At 68.6% G+C, this 21,582-nt stretch carries 22 protein-coding genes; 10 read left to right on the forward strand and 12 right to left on the reverse strand.

Annotated features, from left to right (window positions below; all coding sequences use genetic code 11):
- Positions 1-157: 157 nt before the first annotated feature.
- Positions 158-823, reverse strand: coding sequence for a leucyl/phenylalanyl-tRNA--protein transferase (gene aat, locus DIZ26_RS22640; protein WP_112244745.1), 666 nt, complete (start codon positions 821-823; stop codon positions 158-160).
- Between the two features lie 96 nt (positions 824-919).
- On the opposite strand from aat, the gene DIZ26_RS22645 reads away from it, so the two are divergent.
- From DIZ26_RS22645 to DIZ26_RS22665, 5 genes are all read left to right on the forward strand, one after another.
- Positions 920-1,861, forward strand: a complete 942-nt coding sequence (locus DIZ26_RS22645; protein ID WP_112244746.1) for a class I SAM-dependent methyltransferase — start codon at positions 920-922, stop codon at positions 1,859-1,861.
- Entirely contained in the window at positions 1,858-2,367 is a 510-nt protein-coding gene (locus DIZ26_RS22650) for a GNAT family N-acetyltransferase (protein ID WP_157979786.1), read from the forward strand. Before DIZ26_RS22645 ends, DIZ26_RS22650 begins: the two co-directional genes overlap by 4 nt.
- Positions 2,364-3,527 carry an SGNH/GDSL hydrolase family protein gene (locus DIZ26_RS22655; RefSeq protein WP_112244750.1) on the forward strand — a complete coding sequence of 388 codons (1,164 nt, stop codon included), beginning with the start codon at positions 2,364-2,366 and terminating at the stop codon, positions 3,525-3,527. Before DIZ26_RS22650 ends, DIZ26_RS22655 begins: the two co-directional genes overlap by 4 nt.
- A gap of 114 nt (positions 3,528-3,641) precedes the next feature.
- Positions 3,642-4,337, forward strand: a complete 696-nt coding sequence (locus DIZ26_RS22660) for an EcsC family protein (protein ID WP_112244752.1) — start codon at positions 3,642-3,644, stop codon at positions 4,335-4,337.
- Entirely contained in the window at positions 4,334-4,720 is a 387-nt protein-coding gene (locus DIZ26_RS22665) for a VOC family protein (protein ID WP_198676233.1), read from the forward strand. The genes DIZ26_RS22660 and DIZ26_RS22665 overlap by 4 nt, the downstream gene beginning before the upstream one ends.
- 30 nt (positions 4,721-4,750) lie before the next feature.
- Here the strand turns inward: DIZ26_RS22665 and DIZ26_RS22670 are convergent, their stop codons facing one another.
- A complete protein-coding gene (locus DIZ26_RS22670; protein ID WP_112244754.1) occupies positions 4,751-5,587 on the reverse strand; it encodes a helix-turn-helix transcriptional regulator in 837 nt (278 codons plus the stop codon).
- Positions 5,588-5,727: 140 nt separating this feature from the next.
- Entirely contained in the window at positions 5,728-6,654 is a 927-nt protein-coding gene (locus tag DIZ26_RS22675; protein WP_112244755.1) for a hydroxymethylglutaryl-CoA lyase, read from the reverse strand.
- Positions 6,655-6,732: 78 nt separating this feature from the next.
- On the opposite strand from DIZ26_RS22675, the gene DIZ26_RS22680 reads away from it, so the two are divergent.
- Complete coding sequence (locus DIZ26_RS22680; protein WP_112244757.1) at positions 6,733-7,377, forward strand: GNAT family N-acetyltransferase; 645 nt, start codon at positions 6,733-6,735, stop codon at positions 7,375-7,377.
- A gap of 180 nt (positions 7,378-7,557) precedes the next feature.
- Here DIZ26_RS22680 and DIZ26_RS22685 read toward each other — a convergent pair whose 3' ends face one another.
- From DIZ26_RS22685 to DIZ26_RS22705, 4 genes are all read right to left on the reverse strand, one after another.
- Positions 7,558-8,364: a metallophosphoesterase family protein gene (locus tag DIZ26_RS22685; RefSeq protein WP_112244759.1), complete on the reverse strand. Its 807-nt coding sequence runs from the start codon at positions 8,362-8,364 to the stop codon at positions 7,558-7,560.
- Between the two features lie 150 nt (positions 8,365-8,514).
- Complete coding sequence (locus tag DIZ26_RS22690; protein WP_198676234.1) at positions 8,515-8,940, reverse strand: ester cyclase; 426 nt, start codon at positions 8,938-8,940, stop codon at positions 8,515-8,517.
- Between the two features lie 259 nt (positions 8,941-9,199).
- Positions 9,200-10,480, reverse strand: a complete 1,281-nt coding sequence (locus tag DIZ26_RS37520; RefSeq protein WP_157979787.1) for a hypothetical protein — start codon at positions 10,478-10,480, stop codon at positions 9,200-9,202.
- Positions 10,480-11,046, reverse strand: coding sequence for a hypothetical protein (locus DIZ26_RS22705; protein WP_112244767.1), 567 nt, complete (start codon positions 11,044-11,046; stop codon positions 10,480-10,482). Before DIZ26_RS22705 ends, DIZ26_RS37520 begins: the two co-directional genes overlap by 1 nt.
- Before the next feature lie 810 nt (positions 11,047-11,856).
- On the opposite strand from DIZ26_RS22705, the gene DIZ26_RS22715 reads away from it, so the two are divergent.
- Both DIZ26_RS22715 and DIZ26_RS22720 read left to right on the forward strand, forming a co-directional pair.
- Positions 11,857-12,321 carry a MarR family winged helix-turn-helix transcriptional regulator gene (locus tag DIZ26_RS22715; RefSeq protein ID WP_112244771.1) on the forward strand — a complete coding sequence of 155 codons (465 nt, stop codon included), beginning with the start codon at positions 11,857-11,859 and terminating at the stop codon, positions 12,319-12,321.
- 91 nt (positions 12,322-12,412) lie between these two features.
- Positions 12,413-13,975 (forward strand): molybdopterin-dependent oxidoreductase, encoded by a 1,563-nt coding sequence (locus DIZ26_RS22720; RefSeq protein WP_112244773.1) that lies wholly within the window; start codon positions 12,413-12,415, stop codon positions 13,973-13,975.
- Here DIZ26_RS22720 and DIZ26_RS22725 read toward each other — a convergent pair.
- Entirely contained in the window at positions 13,962-14,588 is a 627-nt protein-coding gene (locus DIZ26_RS22725) for a TetR/AcrR family transcriptional regulator (RefSeq protein WP_112244775.1), read from the reverse strand. The two genes, DIZ26_RS22720 and DIZ26_RS22725, sit on opposite strands and share 14 nt — an antisense overlap.
- A gap of 58 nt (positions 14,589-14,646) precedes the next feature.
- Between DIZ26_RS22725 and DIZ26_RS22730 the strand changes: the two genes are divergently transcribed.
- Both DIZ26_RS22730 and DIZ26_RS22735 read left to right on the forward strand, forming a co-directional pair.
- Positions 14,647-15,588, forward strand: coding sequence for a hypothetical protein (locus tag DIZ26_RS22730; RefSeq protein WP_232828522.1), 942 nt, complete (start codon positions 14,647-14,649; stop codon positions 15,586-15,588).
- Complete coding sequence (locus tag DIZ26_RS22735) at positions 15,585-17,648, forward strand: YhgE/Pip domain-containing protein (RefSeq protein ID WP_112244777.1); 2,064 nt, start codon at positions 15,585-15,587, stop codon at positions 17,646-17,648. The genes DIZ26_RS22730 and DIZ26_RS22735 overlap by 4 nt, the downstream gene beginning before the upstream one ends.
- Here DIZ26_RS22735 and DIZ26_RS22740 read toward each other — a convergent pair.
- The 4 genes from DIZ26_RS22740 to DIZ26_RS22755 are packed head-to-tail and all read right to left on the reverse strand — an operon-like array spanning position 17,645 to position 21,582.
- Positions 17,645-18,520, reverse strand: a complete 876-nt coding sequence (locus DIZ26_RS22740; protein WP_112244779.1) for an RNA polymerase sigma-70 factor — start codon at positions 18,518-18,520, stop codon at positions 17,645-17,647. The genes DIZ26_RS22735 and DIZ26_RS22740 overlap by 4 nt on opposite strands.
- Positions 18,517-19,779, reverse strand: coding sequence for a hypothetical protein (locus tag DIZ26_RS22745; protein WP_112244781.1), 1,263 nt, complete (start codon positions 19,777-19,779; stop codon positions 18,517-18,519). Before DIZ26_RS22745 ends, DIZ26_RS22740 begins: the two co-directional genes overlap by 4 nt.
- Positions 19,776-20,681: a carbohydrate ABC transporter permease gene (locus DIZ26_RS22750; RefSeq protein WP_198676235.1), complete on the reverse strand. Its 906-nt coding sequence runs from the start codon at positions 20,679-20,681 to the stop codon at positions 19,776-19,778. Before DIZ26_RS22750 ends, DIZ26_RS22745 begins: the two co-directional genes overlap by 4 nt.
- A 10-nt stretch (positions 20,682-20,691) precedes the next feature.
- Positions 20,692-21,582 carry a carbohydrate ABC transporter permease gene (locus DIZ26_RS22755; RefSeq protein WP_112244783.1) on the reverse strand — a complete coding sequence of 297 codons (891 nt, stop codon included), beginning with the start codon at positions 21,580-21,582 and terminating at the stop codon, positions 20,692-20,694.

A 21,582-nucleotide genomic window follows, 5' to 3' on the forward strand; every position in this document is an offset into this window, starting at 1 on the left:
GGTGGCGGCGGGCTGCGGGCGGCGGGCTGCCGCCGTGCGGTCCGGCGGCGTGGGTCCGGCGGCGTGGGTCCGGCGGCGTGGGTCCGGCGGCGTGGGTCCGGCGGCGTGGGTCCGGCGGCGTGGGTCCGGCGGCGTGGGGGCGTGCCGCGCCTGTGGATTAGCTGAAGGCGGCGGGGAGTGGGAAGGCCAGGGCGCGTTCGACGCGGGCGATGTACTCCTCGCGTGGGATCGCGATCGCGCCGAGGGTGGCGAGGTGGCTGGTCACCCACTGGATGTCGAGCACTCGCTCGGAGGCGTACTTGTCGTCGAGCAGTTCGACCAGCCCGGCGACGGCCGCCTTCGAGCCGTCGGTCTTGTGGTGGAACATCGACTCGCCCGCGAACAGTCCGCCGATCGCCACGCCGTACAGGCCGCCGGCCAGCTCGTCGCCGTCCCAGGCCTCGACCGAATGCACCCAGCCGAGCTCGTGTAGCCGCGTGTACGCCGCGATGATGTCCGCGTCGATCCAGGAACCCGGCCGGCTCGGATCCGCGCAGGCCCGGATCACCTGGTCGAACGCGGTGTTCACCCGGATCTCGAACTTGCTCCGGGCCCGGCGCAGCGACCGCGACGGCGCGAAGTTGTCGACCTCGATCACGCCACGCTCGACGGGCGACCACCACAACAGCGGACCGTGGCTGTCCGGCATTGGGAAAAGCCCTCGCCGGTACGCCGCGAGCACCGTACCCGGCTCGAGATCCGCCCCGGCCGCGACCACATCGCCGGCTCCGGCGACTCCGACCGGCGGAAAGTCCCAGACAGACGCGGGAGGTTCGATTGGCACCCCACCATCCTGACGTACACCCCTCGACACAAGACGGCCTGGGCGAGGCGCAACAAATGTTGCGCGGAAGCAGCACAGGCAACATATGCTGCTCAGGTGAAACCAACGAGACGGATCGTGGCGGACATCGTCGGCGCGGGCGGGATCGACGGCCTGGCCCGGGTGACGAAGGTGCTGACCGCGTTGGAGGCCGAGCGGGCTGAGCTGATCCAGCAGTTGCGGTCGCAGCGGCTGGCGAGCTGGGACGAGATCGGTCAGGCCTGCGGCATGACGCGCCAGGGTGCCAGCCGGAGGTGGTCGCAGCAGGCTCAGGCGACCTCCTTCGGCGACGCGGCAGCGGCGTACCAGCAAGGGCGGCCGCCCTACCCCGCCTCAGCAGTCGACTGGCTGGTGCCTGGGAATTCTCACCGGGTGCTGGACTTGGGAGCGGGGACGGGGAAGTTGACTCGGTTGCTGGTCGATCGCGGCTTCGAGGTGACTGCGGTCGAGCCGTTGGTGGAGATGCGGGAGCAGCTTGCCGCGAGCGTGCCGAAGGCGGCCGTGGTGGACGGTACCGCCGAGCGAATTCCGGTGGCGGACGGCAGCTTCGATGCTGTCGTGGTCGCTCAGGCTTGGCATTGGTTCGACGCGGCGACAGCGCTGCGAGAGGCGGGCCGAGTGCTCGTTCCGGGCGGGACGCTGGGTCTGGTCTGGAACGTTCGCGACCAAAGCGAGCCGTGGGTGGCCGAACTCGATCGCATTCTGCATCAGCACGGGCCGCAGGTGATGGACACTCGCCCTGAGCTGGCAGCGCCGTTCGAGCAAGCGGAACGCCTGGAGGTTCGCTGGGAACACCAGCTGAGCCGAGCCGACCTGCTCGCGATGGTCGCGTCCCGCAGCTACGTCATCACCTTGCCCGAGACCGAGCGAACCGAGTTGCTGAACCAGGTCTCCGAACTCCTCGACTCACACCTGGACCTGCGCGGACGCAAGCGCCTGACGATGCCCTACCTCACCCATTGCACCCGGGCCCGTCTGTCCGCGACAGGCGAGTCGTGATCGTCCGGCCGCTCGGGCCAGAAGACGCCAGGCAATACCGGGAGTTTCGGTTGCAGGCGTTGCGGGATTCGCCGAGCGCGTTCACTTCGTCGTACGAGGAAGAGGTCGAGAAGCCGCTGGAGTTCACGATCGATCGGCTGCTCGGGGGAGGGCGGCCCAAGGACGTCACGCTCGGCGCGCTCGACGACGACGGGCAACTGCTCGGCATCGCCGGGATGACGGTCGAGCCGCGGCGGCAGGTGCAGCACAAGGCGACCCTGTTCGGTATGGCGGTCGCGCCGGCGGCGGCTGGACGAGGGATCGGCAAGACGCTGGTGACCGCGATCGTCGAGCAGGGGGCCGCTACCGACGGGCTGCTGCAGATCGGACTGACCGTTTCCGAAGGCAACGAAAGGGCCGAGCGGCTCTACCGCTCGTGCGGCTTCGAGGAGTGGGGACGCGAGCCGCAAGCCGTGATAGTCGGAAGACAGCCGGTGGTGAAGATTCATATGCTGCGGTTCTTATGACTTTGATCAGTACGCCGATCACGGCGGAGATTGTCCGGGGCGCGCTGGAGTTGGAGCCGACGGAGTACGGCGTACTGCCGCATCGGTTGCCTGCGCGGGCGCGGGCGCAGAACACCGATGGGCAACTGGCGATGTCGGAGTCCAAGCCGGCCGGCGTCCGGGTGGTCTTCCGGACTCGCGCTACCGAGATCGAACTCGTGACGCGTCCCACCAAGATGGTTTACGTGGGTGCTCCGCCGGTGCCGGATGGGGTCTACGACCTGGTCGTCGACGGAGTTCTCACCGCCCAGGGAAGTGTTGCCGGAGGCAACATTCTGACCCACGACTGGGCTACCGGGTCGTCAGAGCTGACGCCGGGGCCGACCGGAACTCTTCGGTTCGACGGGTTGCCCGGTGACGACAAGGACGTCGAGATCTGGCTGCCGCACACCGAGACCACCGAATTGGTTGCCTTGCGCACCGACGTACCGGTTGAGGCCGCGCCGGACCGGGGGCGGCGAGTGTGGCTGCATCACGGGAGTTCGATCAGCCACGGCTCGAACGCGGGCAGTCCTACCGCGACGTGGCCGGTGCTGGCTGCCGCGCTCGGTGAGGTGGACCTCATCAACCTCGGCTTCGGCGGCAGCGCGTTGCTGGATCCGTTCACCGCGCGGGCGATGCGCGACACTCCGGCCGACCTGATCAGCGTCAAGCTCGGCATCAACCTGGTCAACGCCGATCTGATGCGCCTGCGCGCCTTCGGTCCGGCGGTGCACGGCTTCCTCGACACGATTCGCGAGGGGCATCCGACGACGCCGCTGCTGGTGATCTCGTCCGTCTACTGCCGGATTCACGAAGACACGCCCGGGCCGGCCGCGCCGGACTTCAGCACCGGGAAGATGTTGTTCCGGGCGACCGGTGATCCGGCGGAGGTCGCGGCCGGAAAGCTGACGCTGAGCGTGATCCGCGACGAGCTCGCCCGCATCACCGCCGTACGGGCGGCCGAGGATCCCAACCTGTACTACCTCGACGGTCTCGAGCTGTACGGCGAGGCGGATTACGCCGAGTTGCCGCTGCCCGACGAGTTGCATCCGGACACCGCCGCGCATTGCCGAATCGGCGAGAACTTCGCCGCCCACGTCTTCGCGCCCGACGGCCCGTTCGCGGAGAAGCGTTCGTAGTACGGGGCTGGTCAGGGTTTCTCCCGAGTGGCGGGTTCGGGGGTGGCACGTAGAGTTGAGGGTGCGCCCAGCCTCGAGACCAGGGGTCGGCGTCCCGAGTTCCGAAGGAGCACTGTGGCCGGAGTAGCCAGGTTCGTCGCCAGCAGTCTCGCCCCCGCGGCGCAGCGGTTCGCACCGCAGGCCGCCGCGGGTGTCCTTCGTCAGGTGCTGGAAGTCGCCATCGACGGCTATCAGCGGTTCCCCGGTGCCGAGAAGGTCGCCGCCAAGCATCTGGAGAAGAACGGCGACGACCCCGAACTCGCCGTCGACACGGTGATCGAGCAGCACATCCGGCTGGCCGGCGTCCAGGGGTTCGTCACCAGCATCGGCGGGCTGATCACGCTCCCGGTCTCGCTCCCGGCGAACCTGACCGGGATCGCGATCGTGCAGGCCCGGATGGTGGCTTCGATCGCGCATCTGCGCAACTACGACCTCGACGATCCCCGGGTCCGCACCGCGGTGATCACCTGTCTGCTCGGCGAGGACGGCGTCACCGACCGGCTGAAGAAGGAGAGCCTGGTGACCTCGCCGCTCGCGATCGCGACGGCGCCGGTGTTCGACCCGGAGCTGGATCGGCAGGTGGCCGGCGAGGTCGTCGGCGAGCTGATCGCCCGGATCAGCGGCAAGCGGATGGCGCTCACGGTGACCAGGCGGGTGCCGCTGCTCGGTGGCGCCGTGGGAGCCGGAGTCGACGGCTGGTCGACGTACCGGATCGGTCAGTACGCCGACAAGAGCCTGGTCCGGCGGATTCCCCGGTCCCTCGAGCAGTGATCGCACCGTTCTGGGGGCCGATGCTGGACTGCCCGGATCCGCAGGCGCTGGCCGAGTTCTACCAGCGGATCGGCGGCGGCACGATCGCGGTGTCCTCGGAGAACTTCGCCGAACTCCGCTGCGACGGGGTCAGCCTGGGCTTCCAGCGCGACCTCAACTATCGGGCGACGACCTGGCCGGACCCGCGGGTTCCCCAGCAGTGCCACCTCGACTTCAAGACCGACGACCTCGATACCGCCGAGGCTCAATCGATTGCGGCAGGCGCGACGAAGTCAGCAGTACAGCCGCACCCCTCGGCTTTCCGCGTCCTGCTCGACCCGGCCGGCCATCCCTTCTGCCTCTCCACCTGGGGCACCGAAGCAGGCCCACCGGAATCCCGGTAGCTCCGTCCGCGAGGTGGTCTCGGGGCTGGATCAGAGCTCAGCCGGCTGGAGCGAGCGACGGGTGAGGGGCAGACGCTCGCGACTGATTTCGTCGGACGGGGTGTCGACGAACAGGACCAGGTCGGGGTGGGCCGGGACGGCGAGCTCGGTGACGGTGAGGTGGAGCTCACCAGCGACCGGGTGGACCACATGACGCGGACGTGGGGTGCACTCGGCGACCTCGTGCCGCGCCCACAGCTCGGCGAACTCCGGGCTCAGCTTGCGCAACCGGGCCAGGTCCTCCTCCCAGTCGGGATCGCCGATGTGCTCGCTGTAGGCCGAACGCAGGCGCGCGACCAGGTAGGGCACCTCGTCCTCGTAGTTCAGCAACCGCTTGCGGGCCAGCGGTTCGGTGACGATGCACCAGAGCAGGTTCTTGTGCACGCAAGGCAGCGTGTGCCAGTCGTGGAAGAGATCTCTGAACGCCTGGTTCGGCATCACGATGTCGAAGCGGGTGTTGGTGATCACCGCCGGTAGCGGGTCCAGGGCGGTCAGGATCTCCGTCAGCACCGGCTCGCTGGCGCAGACGCCGCGCTTCGGTCGCACCGGCGTCGCCTCAGCGAGTCGATACAGATGCGCGCGCTCGGGATCGGTCAGCCGCAACGTCCCGGCGACCGCGTCGAGGACCTGACCGCTCACGTTGATCGGGCGGCCCTGCTCGAGCCACGTGTACCAAGTCACGCCGACGCCGGCGAGCTGGGCGAGCTCCTCGCGCCGAAGTCCCGGCGTACGACGTCGTCCGCCCGGGGGCAGGCCGACCTCCTGAGGGGTCACCTGCGCCCGGCGGGCCTTGAGGAAATCACCCAACTCGGCGCGGCGAGTACTCACTGGATCATCGTGACAGGCAGGACGGACACTTTCCTCCGGATTACCGGGGATCCGGCTCTGGCTTGATTACCGGGGATCCGGCTTTGGCTTGATTGCCGGGGGTCCGGCTTTGGCTTGATTACCGGGGATCCGGCTCTGGCTCAGCCGGCGAGCGCCTGGACCACTCGGCTCGCGGACGGTTTACCGAGTTGTTCGGCCATCCAGGTGCTGGTGCCGACGAGCTTCTCGAGGTCGACGCCGGTCTCGATGCCGAGGCCGTCGAGTTGCCAGACCAGGTCCTCGGTCGCGAGATTGCCGGTCGCGCTCTCGGCGTACGGGCAACCGCCGAGGCCGCCCGCCGAGCTGTCGACCGTGGTGACGCCCTCGCGCAGAGCGGTCAGGGTGTTGGCGAGCGCCTGGCCGTAGGTGTCGTGGAAGTGCACGGCCAGCCTGTCGACGCCGACGCCTGCCTGGCCGAACGACTCGATCAGGCTGATCACCTGGCCGGGCGTGGCGACGCCGATCGTGTCGCCCAAGGAGAGTTCGTGGCAGCCGAGTTCGACCAGGCGCGCGCCGACCTTCACGACCTGGTCGATCGGTACGTCGCCCTCCCACGGATCGCCGTAGCACATCGAGACGTAGCCGCGGATGCTCAATCCCGCCGCGAGCGCCCGCTCGATCGTCGGGGTGAACATCGCGAACTGATCGTCCAGCGTGGAGTTCAGGTTCTTGGCCGCGAACGTCTCGGTGGCGCTGGCGAAGATCGCGATCTCCCGTACGCCGGCGGCCAGCGCGCGGTCGAGGCCGCGCTCGTTCGGGACAAGGACGGGAGCCCGTACTGCGGCGGGCAGGTCGAGTTGGTCGAGAAGCTCCGCGGCGTCGGCGAGCTGGGGAACCCACTTGGGGTGGACGAAGCTGGTCGTCTCGACGGTGGTCAGGCCGGCCTCGACCAGCCGGCGGATGAACTCCGCCTTCACCGCGACATCCACGATGGCCGACTCGTTCTGCAGGCCGTCGCGCGGACCGACCTCGTAGATCGTCACCCGCTCGGGAAGTCCCTCGGCCCGAACCTGCTGCGGTCTGCGCATCTTCAGCCTCCGTCTCGACCCGCTTCGTGGGCGGGCACTCGCCGCCGTCCGGAGGGTTCTCCTCCAGAATGGCGGGTGATGACAACTCTGGCTGACATTCTGCGCGGGATCGAAGGTGGGACGTTTCCCACCCCCGATCTCGAGGTCGAGGTACTACCGGCGCCGTCCGAGCGGGAGGTGTGTGTCGTCGCCTTCACCGCGCACATCGTGGTGGCCGCGGACGTGACCCCGCAGTGGGTTGCCGAACGCGTTCCGGCCGGCGACCTCTCGGCGCCACTCAACCCGCCGTTCCTGTTCGCGCTCGAGCAACTGACCGGCCGGCGGGTGAACGCGATCGACGCGATGCTGCTCGCGCCGGCGCTGCCCGATGCGGCCGAGCGAGCGATTGCGGTCGACGGGCTGACTGAGTTCACCGACCACACGCATCCGCGCATCCAGCGAGCCTGGCGGTACCGCGACGGCGTACGGGCTTATGCCGATCCGTACGGCGGGTTGGTCGTGATCGGGACCGGTCTCGCCGGCCGGCTCGAGTGCGCGCTGGAGGTGCCCGAGCGATCGCGCGGCAAGGGCCACGGACGGCGGCTCGCGCGCGCGGCCCGGGCTTTGATCCCCGCCGATGCGCACATCTGGGCCCAGGTCAGCCCTGGCAACGCCGCCTCTCTCCGCACCTTCCTCGCCGCCGGCTACACCCCCATCGGCTCCGAAGCCCTCCTCACCAACTGACACTTCCGCCGGCGCGGTGGTGCAGCCACATGCGCACGTCGGAGAGGTGCGGGGCGTACCGACGGACAGGAGGTGTCGCTTGTTGGTGGGAGAAGCCACACCGCGTTGAGCGTGCACGTCGGGTGATCGCCCGAGGACCTCCTGTCCGTCGGTACAGCCTTCCGGCGGACGCGGGTGGTGTCAGCGGTTGGTGTCGGCCGGCTTGGTGGTTCGGCGGTGGTAGGTGGGTGGGGTGTTGGCGTAGAGGTCGCCTCGGTAGATGCCGTGGATGATTTCGGATTCGTAGCCGGCGAGTTCGGGCATGCCGAGGGTGCGGGCGATCTCGAGTTCGGCGGCGGCGTCGTACGGGACGCGGACGAACTGGATCGAGAAGGGTGCCTCGTCGAGGGTGTCGGGGATGCCTTCGAGGATCACGTAGACCGGGGTCGGGTCGCTCATGCTGTTGCCGACGCTGCCGGCGTTGAAGAGGACGCGGCGGTCCAGGTCGGCCTCGTAGAACGGGTCGTGGGTGTCGCCGTACCCGACGACAGTGGGGATGGGGCCGTCGCCGGTGGCGGGGGTGTTCTCGAACATGCCGAGGTACTCCTGCTCGTCATGGTCGAACCGGACCCGGCGGTGTACCGAGGTCGCGGACGCGTGGAAGAGGCGGATCCGGCGACCGCTCAGGACGAAGTCGTGGCTGAACGGGAGGTCGCGGAGCCACTTCCACTGGTCCTCGCGGAGTTCGTTCTTCCACCAGCGGAGGCTGTCGTTGTCGATCTCCCGGTCGGGGTCGGGCAGAAAATCGTCCCAGTTGCCGAGGATGTTCACCTCGCAGAGCTCCCGGCACCGGTCCACCACCGCGCGCCCGCGCGGTCCTTTGCCGACATAGTCGCCGAGGTTGAAGATCCTGCTGATCCCCCGCGCCTCGATATCCGCGAGCACCGCCTCCAAGGCCGACAGATTCCCGTGCACATCCGAAATCAACGCGATCCGCTCCAGCCTCATCACCCCATCATCCGTCAGGGCGCTTCCACTGTGCAGACAGCCCGTCCGCCTCTGCCGCTTGTTGCAAAGGCAGCCCATCCGCCTCTGCCGCTTGTTGCAAAGACAGCCCGTCCGCCTCTGCCGCTTGTTGCAGAGGCGGACGAAGGCCGGTCAGTCGGTCTGTGGCCAGGGCCAGCCGAGCTGGAAGAAGAGGCCGAGGCGGTCACTCACCGCCCGGATCCCGGAGATCTTGCCCTCGGTCAGGGTGAGGATCCAGATCGCCTCGTTCTCGAAGCTCCGGCCGGTCGGCTCGGGCATGCGAGGGTGGGTCCCGCTGTGGACGCCCCGCTGGATCACCCGGGCGACCACCTGATCGCCCTCGCCGATCAGCTCCTCCACCTGGACGGTGAGGGGATCGAACGCGGCCAGCTGCTGACGGAGCCCCTCGAACGCCGCGCCGGGCTCGTCCGGCTCGCCGTGAATGATCTTGTTGTGGTCCACGACGTCCTGCGCCACGTACTGCGGCAGGTCCTCGACCCGACGGTCGCTGACCGCCTCGAAGAACCCCAGGACCGCCTTCTTGTTGTCGTCGATCACGATCTCCCCACCCCTGTCTGAGCCAATTTGCCGGCCGCAAGATTAGCTTGACCGGTAGCTCATTCAGCGGCTTCCGGTGGGGCCCGCGGGTTGTCCGTGGCTGGGTGGTGGCGTCGCGCGGGTGGTGTCAGCGGCTTCCGGTAGGGCCTGTGGGTTGTCCGTGGGCCGCGTGGTCGATGTCGCGCGGGTGGTGTCAGCGGCTTCCGGTGGGGCCGGTGGGTTGTCCGTGGGCTGCGTGGTCGGTGTCGCGCGGGTGGTGTCAGCGGCTTCCGGTGGGGCCGGTGGGTTGGGGAGTATTGCTGGAGGAGGACGAGCGGCTGCTGGATCGGCGGGGGGCGCCGGGGCGGCTGGTGGAGGAGTTGGTGGGGGTGGGGGAGCCGCCGCCGGATTCGCCGGCGGAATGGGCGGCCGCGCCTGCCAGGCCGCCGCCGGCCTTCTTGGCGCCCGACATTGCGGCGCCCGCTGCGGCCGCCCCGACGCCGATCGCTCCCGTGGCCCGGCCACCGCCACCGCCCCCTCCTCCACCGCCGCCGCCCGAGCCGCCAGAGGAACCGCCTGCGCGGCCTGACGAGCGGCCGAGGTTGATGGCACCCGTGGCGAGGTTCCCCGGGTCGGCGACGCCCGCACCGGCGCCCGCGCTACCGCCTGCGACAGCGGCGGTGACCGGTACGGCGAAGCGCAGGAGCGCGGGCAGCGCGAAGACCGCAAGCAGCATCATCATCAGTCCGGTCAGTGCTTGGACCATCCCATTGCCGGACTTGCTCGTGATGCCGGCCTCGTTCATCTTCATTGCCGCCGCGTAGATCAGCGCCGCGGCCGGTTTGTAGGCGATGAAGGCCAGCGCCCACGCGCAGTACTTCTTGAACCACGCCTTGCCTGCTTCGGTGTTGGTCGCGGCAGCGGCGATCGGGAAGGTACCTGCCAGGAGCACGAGCATCGCCGACCGGATCAGCAGCAGGACGACCTGGATCACCGAGGCGATGAAGACGGCGATGCCGAAGAACATCCCGACGATCAGCGGCACGTTCCCGAATCCCGTGCCTTGCGTACCACCCTGCAGCACAAGGCCGCCGAGCGCGGAGTGGAACGCCTGGTCGTGCGGTGTCGCGTGCTGGACGATGTCCATCGCGAAGGTGTCGGACCAGGCGGACAGCAACTGGATCGTGGCCGTCCCCATTCCCGCGACCACCACCAGCGTCATTGTTGCCTTGAGCAACTCTCTGAGTGGCTCGGCGCGTTGCTCCCAGGCCGTTCGCATACCCGCGATCAGGACGGCGAACGTGAAGACGCTGATGGCGAGCGCCGTCGAATAGCTGTGCAGGTAGGCGACCGGACCGCTGTCGACCCAATCGCCGGACTTCTGGGTCGCGAGCTGAGGGCTGTCGATCTTCATCCAGAACGTGGCGACCGCTTGCAGACCTGCGCTCGCGGTCTCACCGATCTTGGTCGCGAGATCGTTGATCATGCTCGACGCGGCGTTCGTCGCGGCCGACTGGAAGCTCTCGCGGACATTGCACGCGACATCGAGACGCCCGCACATCAGACACCACTCCAGGCGACGAAGCCGGACAGATCACGCTGCTGCCCGTACGGCGCGCCGACCGACTCGCCTGGTCTGGGCGGCACCACTCGCCAGTCGCCGGCGGACCACACCAAGGTGAAGGTGGCGCTGACGAAAGCGGTCTCGACGGGCATCGCCAGCATCACCGTGACGCGGTCCGCCTCGGCGTCGACCACTCGGTAGCCGGAGATCTGGGTCGGGTTCGAGTCTTCGTCGCCAGAATCCTTGCGCAGGTCCGCGAGCAGGGCGTCGGTGTCCGGACCGGGGACCATCAGTTTGCCGACGGTGGTGAGGACGTGGCGCTGATCTGCCATCGCCGCGACCGCGTGGTACGCCGCGTACAGCGCGCCCGTCGGCGAGTGGGCGAAACAGCGCCGGAAGCCGTCAGGATCCTGCTTCAAAGGTCCGTACGCCGAGGAGCGCGGCACCACGACGCGATGGTTCACCTCCCAGCTGTCGACCGCCGGTGCCTTCGCCGGAATCCCCTGATCGCCGGCCGTCAGCCCACAGCGGCTACCGGCTGTCGAGTCACCCGAAGCAGGCACCGCAGGACCACCAACCGAAGGCGCACACCCAGCGGAGGCACTCGACGCGGACGAGCGCGAGACGGAGATCGCCCGGGCGGAGTAACTGGAACCCCGGGCGCCCGCAGCGGAGGTGGCCAAGGTGGAGATCGCCGGGGCAGAGGAGCCGGCGCCCGCGCCGCCGGACACAGAGGAGCCCGGGACGGAAGAGCCCGGGGCGGAAGAGCCCGGGGCGGAAGAGCCCGGGACGGAAGAGCCCGGGGCGGAAGAGCCCGGGGCGGAAGAGCCCGGGACGGAAGAGCCCGGGGCGGAGGAGCCCGGGGCGGGGGCGGCGGGGCAGGGGGTGGGGGTGGTTTGGGGAGTGACGGCGGCTGGAGGGCTTTGCGGGGTGGGGGTGGGTTGGGGAGTGACGGCGGCTGGAGGGCTTTGCGGGGTGCCGGCGGCTGGCGTGCTGGATGGGCCGGTAACCAGGAGGAGGATGCCGCAGAGGAGGATGGCGGTGAGGACGATGGCGGCGGCGACGAAGCCGCGGCCGTAGGGTGATTTCTCGTCGGTGGTGTTCATCGTGGTCCCCGATCCGCGGCGGCTGATTGCGTACGATCACCAGCCTGGCAAAGATCGGCCGACCGCCGCGGAAGTTATCCACAGGCGGTTGTCACGCTCAGCTGTCCATCAATCGTGTCTCAACCTGTAGCTGACAGGTCACCCCGTGTAGCGAAGTGACCTAGTCAGCTAATAGAGTCCGCGCATGACCATCGCGCCATCGCTTTGCTCGCCCCTAGCGCTCGCCGATGCAGAACCCACTCACGCCGCCGAACCCTGGGAAGCGACGTGATCACCGCGTACGGCCTGCTGCGTGAAGCAGCAGCCGAACTCGATCACCTGATGCGCCATTCCCTGAAGCGCAGTGGTCTGCAAATGGCAATGTTCGAACTGTTGCTGCGGCTCGCCCGCAGCCACGGCGAAAGACAGCGTCTCACCTCACTCGCCCGGGAGCTGACCGTCACCACCGGCGGCATCACCCGGCTGGTCGACCGTGCCGAGAACCTCGGCCTGGTGCGTCGGGAGCCCTGTCCCGACGACGCCCGCGGGTCGTTCGCGGTTCTCACGGAGGAGGGCAAGCGGCGGCTGCGCGAAGCGCTGCCGGACCACCTCCTGGAGATCGACAGCCTCTGGATGTCGCAGCTGGCCGACGAGCGCGAGCTCGTCCTCGGCAAGCTCCGCCGGGTCCGTGACAATGCCCGTCGCTGGCCGAACGGCCGGCCCACCCTGCCTCCCATCTCCGACCGGCTCTGACCCGACCGGATCTGACCCGATCGCATTACCCGCTTCTAACGGATGGGGCGCCTGGCTGGCGCCGGGCGCCCCGCCGAGCAATTGTTGAGTAGTGAACCAGTCCCAAGCTCCGGTCCAGCCCCGGCCGGTGACCTCGCCGCCGTCTCCGCCACGGCGCGCAGCATTCCTCCGCGCCGCCATCGGCGGCGTTCTCGCCGCACTGGCCGGCCTGGCCGCCGGCTCGGTCGCCGCGGCGCTGCTCGGGACCGGACAGACGCCGGTGGTGGCGATCGGTTCCGCGTTCATCGACCGGACGCCGCCGTGGCTGAAGGACCTGGCCATCTCCCTGTTCGGCACGCACGACAAGCTCGCGCTGCGGACCGGCATCCTCATCGTCCTGCTCGCGTTCGCCGCTTTCGGCGGAGTTCTGGCCGTACTGCGGTACTGGGCGGGCGCCGCCGTCGTTGTGATCCTCGCGGGGCTGGCCGTCCTGGCGGCCCAGACCCGGCCGGACGCCGGGCAGACCGGCTTCGTCCCGTCCTTCGTGGCGGGGGTCGTCGCGTTGCTCGTACTGCGGTTGTACTCCCAACGGCTGGCCACGCTGCTGCACGACCCGGAGGACGGCGTGAGCCGGCGAGGCTTTCTCCAGCTGTCCGCGGGGGTCGCGCTGGGCTCCGTCGCAGTAGGTGCCCTAGGCAACGTTATTGGCGGTCACCGGTCAGCGGTCACCGATGCCCGCGACGCGCTCCAGCTTCCGGTCCCACCCAGCGTCGACCCGCCGCCCGGAGTACAGGTTGCGGGCGCTCCTCCGTGGGCGACTCCGAACGACGAGTTCTACCGGATCGACACCGCGCTGTCGGTGCCGCTGATCATGCCGGCCGACTGGAAGCTGCGGATCCACGGGATGGTCGACCGCGAGATCGAGCTGGACTTCGCCGCGCTGCTGAAGCGCACCGTCGTGCACAAGTGGGTCACGCTGACCTGCGTGAGCAACGAGGTCGGCGGCGACCTGATCGGCAACGCACTCTGGTCCGGCGTACTGCTGAAGGACCTGCTCACCGAGGCCGGGGTGTCGGCCGATGCCGATGCGATCAAGTCGACGTCCAAGGACGGGTTCACCGCCGGTACGCCGTTGAGCACGTTGCTCGACGACCGCGAGTCGATGCTCGCCTTCGCGATGAACGGCAAGCCGCTGCCGCTGGAACACGGGTTCCCGGTGCGCATCGTCGTACCGGGGCTGTACGGGTACGTCTCGGCGACCAAATGGCTCGCGGAGATCGAGGTCACCAGGTTCGACCAGTTCCAGGCGTACTGGACACCGCGTGGGTGGTCCGAGCGTGGGCCGATCAAGCTGTCGTCGCGGATCGACGTACCGCGGTCGAAGGCGGCGCCGGGACCGGTCACGGTCGCCGGAGTCGCGTGGGACCAGCATGTCGGGGTCTCGAAGGTGGAGGTCCGCGTCGACGGCGGCGCCTGGCAGGAGGCGACACTGGCCACGGACGCCTCCATCGACACCTGGCGGCAGTGGCACTGGACCTGGGATGCGCCGCGCGGTCACCACGTCCTACAGGTCCGCGCCTTCGACGCCAAGGGCAATCCGCAGATCGAGAGTCAGGCGCCGCCCGCTCCGGACGGATCGACCGGGCTGCACAGCGTCGACATCAAGGTCGGCTGACACCCTCCGTAGGCCTGCTGATCGCTTCGAGCACCATCGGTAGGAAGAGGTGCTCCAGGGACCCAGCGGGGACCTCTGTGGGCTCCAGCAGACTCTGCGATCGCGCTCCCTCATGCAGCGCGATCACCAGCCGCACGAACTGCTCCGGCGGCACGCTCATCCGCAGCTCGCCGGCCGTGCTGATCTCCTCGACCAGAGCGGTCAGTTGCTCGCGGAACATCTTCCGCTGCTGGTTGAGCGCCTCCGCCGCTTCGGCGTTGCGGAGCGCGTGCAGCGTGAACTCGGTCGAGATGAGATGCCACTGCCGTCGATCAGGCGCAGCATCGTCCAACAGGCCCAGTACTGCGTCCAGCAGCGTGCCGGGTTGGTCAGCGAGCCCCGGTAGCAGCGCGGCGATCTGCTCCAGCAGGCGATCGGTGGTTGCCTGGAACAGGGCGAGCACGAGCTCGTCCTTGGAGGCGAAGTTGGAGTAGAACGCGCCCCGGGTGAAACCGGCGCGCTCGCAGATGTCCTCCACGGAGGCACCGTTGAAGCCGCGCTCGGCGAACACGTCGAGGGCGCCTTCGAGCAGGCGGGCCCGGGTGGCGGAGCGGCGGCGCTTGGGCGTTTCCATGAGCTTAGGATACAGTTCTGTATTGAATACACAATCGTATTGAACGGGGTAGCCGACGATGGAGCTCAAGGCCCACGCGATCAGCGTGCAGGGTCCGCACGCACCGATGCTGAACCCGACGTCCGTCAGCGTCGGCGATCACCAGGTGGTGCTGCTCGCCGGTTACCCCGGACCGGGCCATGTCGCTGCGTCGCTCGCGTTGTCCGGCCGGCTGCGGCCGAACGGCGGTGACGTGAAGCTCGACGGGCAGACCGACGGCGGCGTACTGCGCAGGCGGGTCGCCGTCGTCGACGCGCCGGGTATCACCGAGCCGGATGACGCGCTGCCGGTGCGGTCTGTCGTTGGCGAGGAGCTGGCGATCGCGGGGCGCAAGGCTGGTGGGAAGGCCGTGCTGGCGTGGTTGGAGGAGCACGGCTGGCACGAGTACGCCGACAAGCGGTTCGAGCATCTGCCGGTCGCGGTGCGGACCAAGTTGCTCGCGGAGCTGACGGTGGCGCGGCCCGAGGTGAAAGTGGTGATCCTGACGATGCCGGACCGGCACGGCGGAGATCCGCACGAGTGGTACGGCGTGGGCCGGGAGCTGGCGTCGCGCGGCTACGGCGTGATCATCACCTGCGCGGACGCCTCGACCCGCTTGCTCAGCGTCCCCGCTGCCCAACTGGGCTCCCTGACCCCACCCGAGCCGGTCCAGGTAGCTCCGGTCGAACCGATCGAGCAAACGAAGGTCGACCCGATCGCCGACACAAAGCCGAACCCGATGGTCAAGAAGCCAGAACCGGCGGTCAAGGCGGAGGCGGAGTCGGGGGTGGGGACAAAGGCGCAGCCGAGTGTCGGTGCGAAGCCCGAAGCGGGGGGCAAGGCGACGCCGGAGGCGGAGGCGGTGGTCGAGACGCGACCGGGGACGGAGACGAAGCCGGTGGAAGCAGCAACACGCGAAGACGGTGTAGAGGCGGAGTCCGTAGTACTGGGCGAGAGTGACGAGAAGAAGGCTGGGGCATGACTGCCATCCGGATGGCGATGAGTGAGTTGCGGCGGTTGACCGCTGGGCGGTTGCCGAAGCTCGCGGTGGTGGCGATGTTGTGCGTGCCGATGCTGTACGGCGGCCTGTATCTCTACGCGAACCACGACCCCTACGGCCGGCTCGACAAGGTCCCGACCGCGGTCGTGCTGGAGGACGAGGGCACGACCCTGTCCACCGGCGAGAAGCTGTCCGTCGGCCCGCAGGTCGCCGACGAACTGGTGAAATCCAAGAGCTTCGACTGGCATCAGGTCGACCGCGCCGAAGCGACCCAGGGCGTTTCCGACGGCAAGTACGAGTTCGCGCTCGTGCTGCCGAAGTCGTTCTCGGCCGATCTCGCGTCGAGCGCGGAGTTCCAGCCGCGGCAGGCGACGCTGGAGCTGTACACGAACGACGCCAACAACTACCTCGCGCACACGATCGCGAACCAGGTGGTCGCCCAGGTGACGAAGACGGTCGCCTCGCAGGTGAGTGAGACGGCGGCGAGCAAGCTGCTGGCCGGGTTCAGCACCATCCACGGCCAGATCACCAAGGCGGCGACCGGCGCAGGCCAACTGCAGAGCGGACTCACGTCGGCCAACACCGGAGTGACGCAGCTCAAGACCGGCGCAACCCAGCTCAGTACTGCGCAACAGCAGCTGTCCGCGGGCGCGACCAAGCTCTCCACCGGCATCGGCCAGGCCTCGAAGGGCGCCACCGATCTCGCCACCGGCGCCGGCCAGCTGAGCGCCGGTCTCAACACTTTGAGCACGAAGACGGCCAATCTCCCCAAGCAGACCAGGGATCTCGCGACCGGCGCGGACAAAGTTGCTGACGGCAACGAGAAGATCGCGGCCGTCGGTCAGCAGGTGGCGACCGCCTCCAGCACGTTAGTGACCGACCTCTCCAGCCTGGATGCCGCTCTCGCCCAACGACTCAAAGCACGCGGCTTCACGCAGGCCCAGATCAACCAGGTGCTGCAGGAAACCGCCAAACTGCGCGGCCCCGTCGTCACGGCGAACACGAAGATCCAGTCCACCTCGAAGCAGCTCAACCAGCTCGCGACCGGCGCCCGCCAGGTTTCCAACGGAGCATCGACGCTAGCCAACGCGACTCCGGCGCTTACTTCGGGCATCGGCAGCGCGGCCACCGGCGCCAGCAAACTCAACACCGGCGCCACCCAATTGAAGACCGGCCTGGGCACTCTCCAGACTGGCGCCTCGCAGCTCGCGACCGGCGAGCGGCAGGCCGTCACCGGGCAAACCCAACTACTCACCGGCATCACCACGCTCAGCACCGGCATCGGCAAGCTGAAGACCGGCGCGACCGAACTCAACACAGCGCTCACCAACGGCGCGAAGCAGATTCCCGACCCGTCACCCGAGGCGCGGAAGGCAGTCGCCGAGACCCTGGGCGCGCCGGTCGGCCTGCACAACACCTCGCAGGCCACGGCCGACAGCTACGGCGCCGGTCTGGCACCGTTCTTCCTGAGCCTGTCCTGCTGGATCGGCGCGTACGTACTGTTCCTGCTGGTCCGGCCGCTGTCGCCGCGAGCCCTCGCCGCGCTGCAATCGCCGCTCCGGGTCGCACTCGGCGGTTGGTTGCCGCCGGCGATCTTCGGCGCGATCCAGGCCGCCCTTGTGTTCACCGCAGTCATCTTCGGCCTCGGCATCGACACCGCGCATCCCTGGCTGACCGTCGGCTTCCTGATGCTGACCTCGCTGACGTTCGTCGCGATCCTGCACGCGTTGTCGTCCTGGTTCGGTGCCGTGGGCAAGTTCCTCGGCCTGGTCCTGATGGTGATCCAGCTGGTCAGTGCCGGCGGCACGTTCCCCTGGCAGACCATCCCGCACCCGCTGTACTTCTTCCACCACGTGCTGCCGATGAGCTACGCGATCGACGGCGTCCGGCACCTCATGTACGGCGGACCGGGCGACAGCCTCGGCCGGGATCTCCTGGTCCTCGCCGCCTGGCTGCTGGCCGGCATCACCGCTTCCGCCCTGGCCGCCCGCAAACAACGCGTCTGGCCCGCCAAGAAGCTTCAGCCGGAGCTCGCGCTCTAACCGGCAGCGGAGATCTTGGCGAGCTTGGCCGGACTCATCACCCAGAGAAGGCGGTCGATGCCGGCCTCGGAGGCGGTGATGGAGAGGAAGACGAGAGGGGTGCCGTCGCGGTACACCAGAGCGGCCGGGCGGCCGTTCGCCTCGATCCAGGAGACGGTGGTGTCCGGCCAGAAGCGCGGAGCGAAGGCCTTGAGGTACGCCGCGACGTGGGTCCGGCCGAAGACCGGGATCCGGCTGGCCCGGACCACGCCGCCACCGTCGGAGTAGCTGATCACGTCCTCGGCGAGCAGCTCCTCGAGAACGGCCAGGTCACCCTTGCGGGCAGCCGCGAGGAACGCCTCCAACAGCCGCCGGTGCTGACCCTTGCCGACCGGGTCGCGTCGCTCGGTCGCCAGCCGCTTGCTGCTGCGGCTGACCAGTTGCCGCACGTTGGCCTCGGACAACTGGAGGATCTCCGCGATCTCGTCGTACGGGTAGGCGAAGGCCTCGCGCAGGACGTACGCGGCTCGTTGGGTCGGGGAGAGCTTCTCCAACAGGTGGAGCAGGGCCAGCTCGAGGGCGTCGTCGCGCTCGGCGCCGAGGGCCGGGTCGTTGGCGGTGTCGACCGGCTCGGGCAGCCACGGGCCGACGTACGCCTCGCGCCGGACGCGTGCGGACTGGGCCGCGTTGATCGCGAGTCGCGTGGTCGTGGTGGCGAGGAAGGCCGCGGGGTCGACCACCTTCGACCGGTCGTAGGCCTGCCAGCGGATCCACGCTTCCTGCACGATGTCCTCGGCCTCGACGGCGCTCCCGAGCATCCGGTAGGCGATCCCGAACAAGCGCGGCCGTATGCCGGCGAAGACCGCGGCCGCCTCGTCGAGCTCACTCGTCACTGCTCCATCGTACGAAGCAGCCCGGCCGCGGTCGTCAGTAACTCCTCGGTCGTCGGCTGGTCGAAGTAGGTGATCAGCGCTTCGTAGGCACCGGCAGCCACGGCGTCTGCGTCCACCACATACCCGAAGTACCCGTCGGCGTAGCCGATGACGCGGGTGATCGGATAACCGCTGGCCACCTGCAGGCGGCGGCCGTGCAGGGCGAAGAGCTCGACCGGGAGATTGAGCCAGGCAACGTCCCCGAGGGTGATCGCGCTGAGTTGCAACTCGAGCTTCGACGGCAACGCGGCGGCGGCCATCAACGCCTGCCCGCGAGCACCGTCCAGCCGGGTCTGGGCGATCCGGGCGGCCGGATTGTCGAGTCCGCCACCGAGGCCACCTTCGGCGGCTGCCACGATCGCAGCTGCTTCGACGGAGGTCGGCAGAGCCCGGACCTTCAACCGGGCCGTCGTACGCCGGATGGTCGGGGCCACCGAGGGGAGTTCGAGGCCGGGCCTGGCGAGGGCGTCACCAACTTGCGCAGCAAGCAGCCCCCCGAGCCGCTCGACCTCGGCCGCTCCGCGACCCTGCCGTGTGAAACGGGGGCTGACATCACCCGCCGCTCCTTGCAGATAGCCCACCACCACGTTGTCCGACCCGGCCAGCGCCCGTCGGGCCGCGCCCGGCCAGTCGGCGGACCACAGCAGGTTGTCCGGCCCGTAGGTGGTCGGGTGGCACGCGAAGTCCAGCAGGAGCGCGGCGAGCGAACCGTCGAGCGAATGCAGGGACAGTACGCCGGCTGTGTTGTCGTGCGGACCATCGCGTCTGTGCCGGTTCGTTCCGACACCGGTCACCGGAGTCGACCGCCAGAACGCGCGGACCGGCGAGCGGGTGAGCGGAGCGGCCGCGACTGCCGCGATCAGCGGCTCGTACAGCTCGGGCTCACGGGACGCCGGGATGACCGGATGGATCTGGCCGGTCCAGCCGGACGGACCCGAGTGGGTGTGCGAGGCGCAGACCACCACGCACGACGGCGGGATGCCTGCTGCCGAAGCGGCAGCCGCGGACAGTTCGGCGACCAGTTCCGTACCGGCGGCGACCGCGTCCAGGCTCAGCCAGAGCACTCCAGGCGAGTCCACGCTGCTGAGCCAGATAAGTGTCGCGCGCAGCGGGTCGGCCGTCCCGATCGCCGGCTGCGTGCGGGCGGCGTACCCGTCGAGGCGGTGGCCCGGCGGCGGAGTCACGTCCAGGGATGCGGCCGCGAGCAGCAATGCGCTCACTTCAGCGCTCCGGCCGTCATCCCGGTGCTGATCTGCTTGTGGAAGACCAAGTAGACGGCGAGTACCGGCAGGATCGAGATGGTCAGTCCGGCGAACAGCCCCGAGAAGTCACTGTGGTAGCCCTGCGTCACCGCGATGTTCGCCAGTCCCTGGGTCACGAGATACCTCTGCTCGTCGGTGTTCAGTACCAGCGGCAGCAGGTACTCGTTCCACATCCCCAGGAACTGGAAGATCCCGATGCTCACCAGCCCCGGCCGGGCCAGCGGCAGCATGATCCTGAACAGCACACCCCAATGAGAGCACCCGTCGACGAGTGCCGCCTCCGCGAGCTCTTTCGACTGCGTCCGGAAGAAGGCGGTCAGGAAGAACACCGAGAACGACATGCCGTGCGTGGCGTAGACCAGGATCAACCCGAGATAGGTGTTCAGCAGGCCGAGGTTCTGTACGACGAAGAACAGCGGCACCAGCGCGAGGAAGCCGGGAAACACCATGCCGCCGACGAATACGTAGTACAGGATGCGGTTGCCGGGGAACTCGAATCGGGCCAGCACGTAGGCGACGGCCGAGGACAGGACGAGCGTCAGCACGACTCCGCAGCAGACCACGATCACGCTGTTGAGGAAGTACGTGCCGATGTGCGACTCGTTCCAGGCGCGCTCGAAGTTGTCCCAGTGCCAGACCGCCGGCAGTCCCCACGGGCTCTTGAAGATCTCCGGGTCCGACTTGAACGAGCTGACCAGCGCCCAGAGCAGCGGGAACACCACCATCACGCCCCAGATCAGCACGAACCCCTGACTGGTGCCGCCGAGCAGTACCGAGCCGACCGTACGGCGTACGTGCGGCTCGGGCTCCGGTTCGGGTGTGGCCGGTCGCAGCCGGGCCGGATCGATCAGTGTGGCCACTCGTTCCCCCTCAGTACTCGACCCGCTCGCGGCGGGTGAGCCGGAACGTCAGCAGGGTGAGAATCAGGTTGATCGCGAACAGGGCGACACCGATCGCGGCGGCGTAGCCGAAGTTCCCGTAGGTGAAGGCGTTCGTGTACATGTAGAGCGAGATCACCTGGGTCGCGTCGTCCGGGCCGCCAGGTCCGACCGACAGCACCTGGACCAGCGCGAACATGTCCAGCGCGCCGATCACCAGGTACGCGATCGCGACCTGCACGCTGCCCCAGATCAGCGGCAGGGTCAGCCGCCAGAAGGACTGCCACGGTCCGGCGCCGTCGAGCAGCGCCGCTTCGTACAGGTCCCGCGGGATCGCGCTCATCGCGGCCGTGAAGAGCACCACGTAGAAGCCAACCCCGCCCCAGACGACGACCGCCATGATCGAGCCCAGCGCGGTCTTGCCGTCGCCGAGCCAGATCTGTTTCAGATCACCGAGACCGACGGCCTGCAGGAACCCGTTCAGCAGGCCGTTGCGTGGTTCGAAGACGAACTGCCAGAGCACGCCGACGACCGCGATCGACAGCACGCTGGGGAAGAAGTAGACGACCTTGTAGATCCGCGAGCCCGGCACGCCGCCTTGGTAGTTCAGCATCGCCGAGAAGAACAACGACAGCGACACGATCACCAGCGGGATGCTGACCAGCAGGAACACGTTGTGCCGCAGCGCGGTCCAGAACACCGGGTCGTGGAACAGCTTCACGAAGTTGTCGAAGCCGATGAAGTGGGAGTCGGCCGTCATCCCCTGCCAGTCGGTCAGGGCGATCGAGAAGGCCTGCAGATAAGGGGAGATGACGAAGACCGCGTACAGGCCGACAGGAACCAGCAGCAGGCTGAAGACGAACCTGTACTTGCCGTGGTGCAT

This window comes from Kribbella monticola, assembly GCF_003261635.1.
Lineage (GTDB): Bacteria > Actinomycetota > Actinomycetes > Propionibacteriales > Kribbellaceae > Kribbella > Kribbella monticola.

Bases quoted from the DNA above. Each gene is read 5' to 3' on its own strand.
- DIZ26_RS22655 (WP_112244750.1), top strand. From the start codon at position 2,364: ATGACTTTGATCAGTACGCCGATCACGGCGGAGATTGTCCGGGGCGCG.
- DIZ26_RS22730 (WP_232828522.1), top strand. From the start codon at position 14,647: ATGGAGCTCAAGGCCCACGCGATCAGCGTGCAGGGTCCGCACGCACCG.
- DIZ26_RS22680 (WP_112244757.1), top strand. From the start codon at position 6,733: ATGACAACTCTGGCTGACATTCTGCGCGGGATCGAAGGTGGGACGTTT.
- DIZ26_RS22755 (WP_112244783.1), bottom strand. From the start codon at position 21,582: ATGCACCACGGCAAGTACAGGTTCGTCTTCAGCCTGCTGCTGGTTCCT.
- DIZ26_RS22675 (WP_112244755.1), bottom strand. From the start codon at position 6,654: ATGCGCAGACCGCAGCAGGTTCGGGCCGAGGGACTTCCCGAGCGGGTG.
- DIZ26_RS22725 (WP_112244775.1), bottom strand. From the start codon at position 14,588: ATGGAAACGCCCAAGCGCCGCCGCTCCGCCACCCGGGCCCGCCTGCTC.
- DIZ26_RS22685 (WP_112244759.1), bottom strand. From the start codon at position 8,364: ATGAGGCTGGAGCGGATCGCGTTGATTTCGGATGTGCACGGGAATCTG.
- DIZ26_RS22735 (WP_112244777.1), top strand. From the start codon at position 15,585: ATGACTGCCATCCGGATGGCGATGAGTGAGTTGCGGCGGTTGACCGCT.
- DIZ26_RS37520 (WP_157979787.1), bottom strand. From the start codon at position 10,480: ATGTGCGGGCGTCTCGATGTCGCGTGCAATGTCCGCGAGAGCTTCCAG.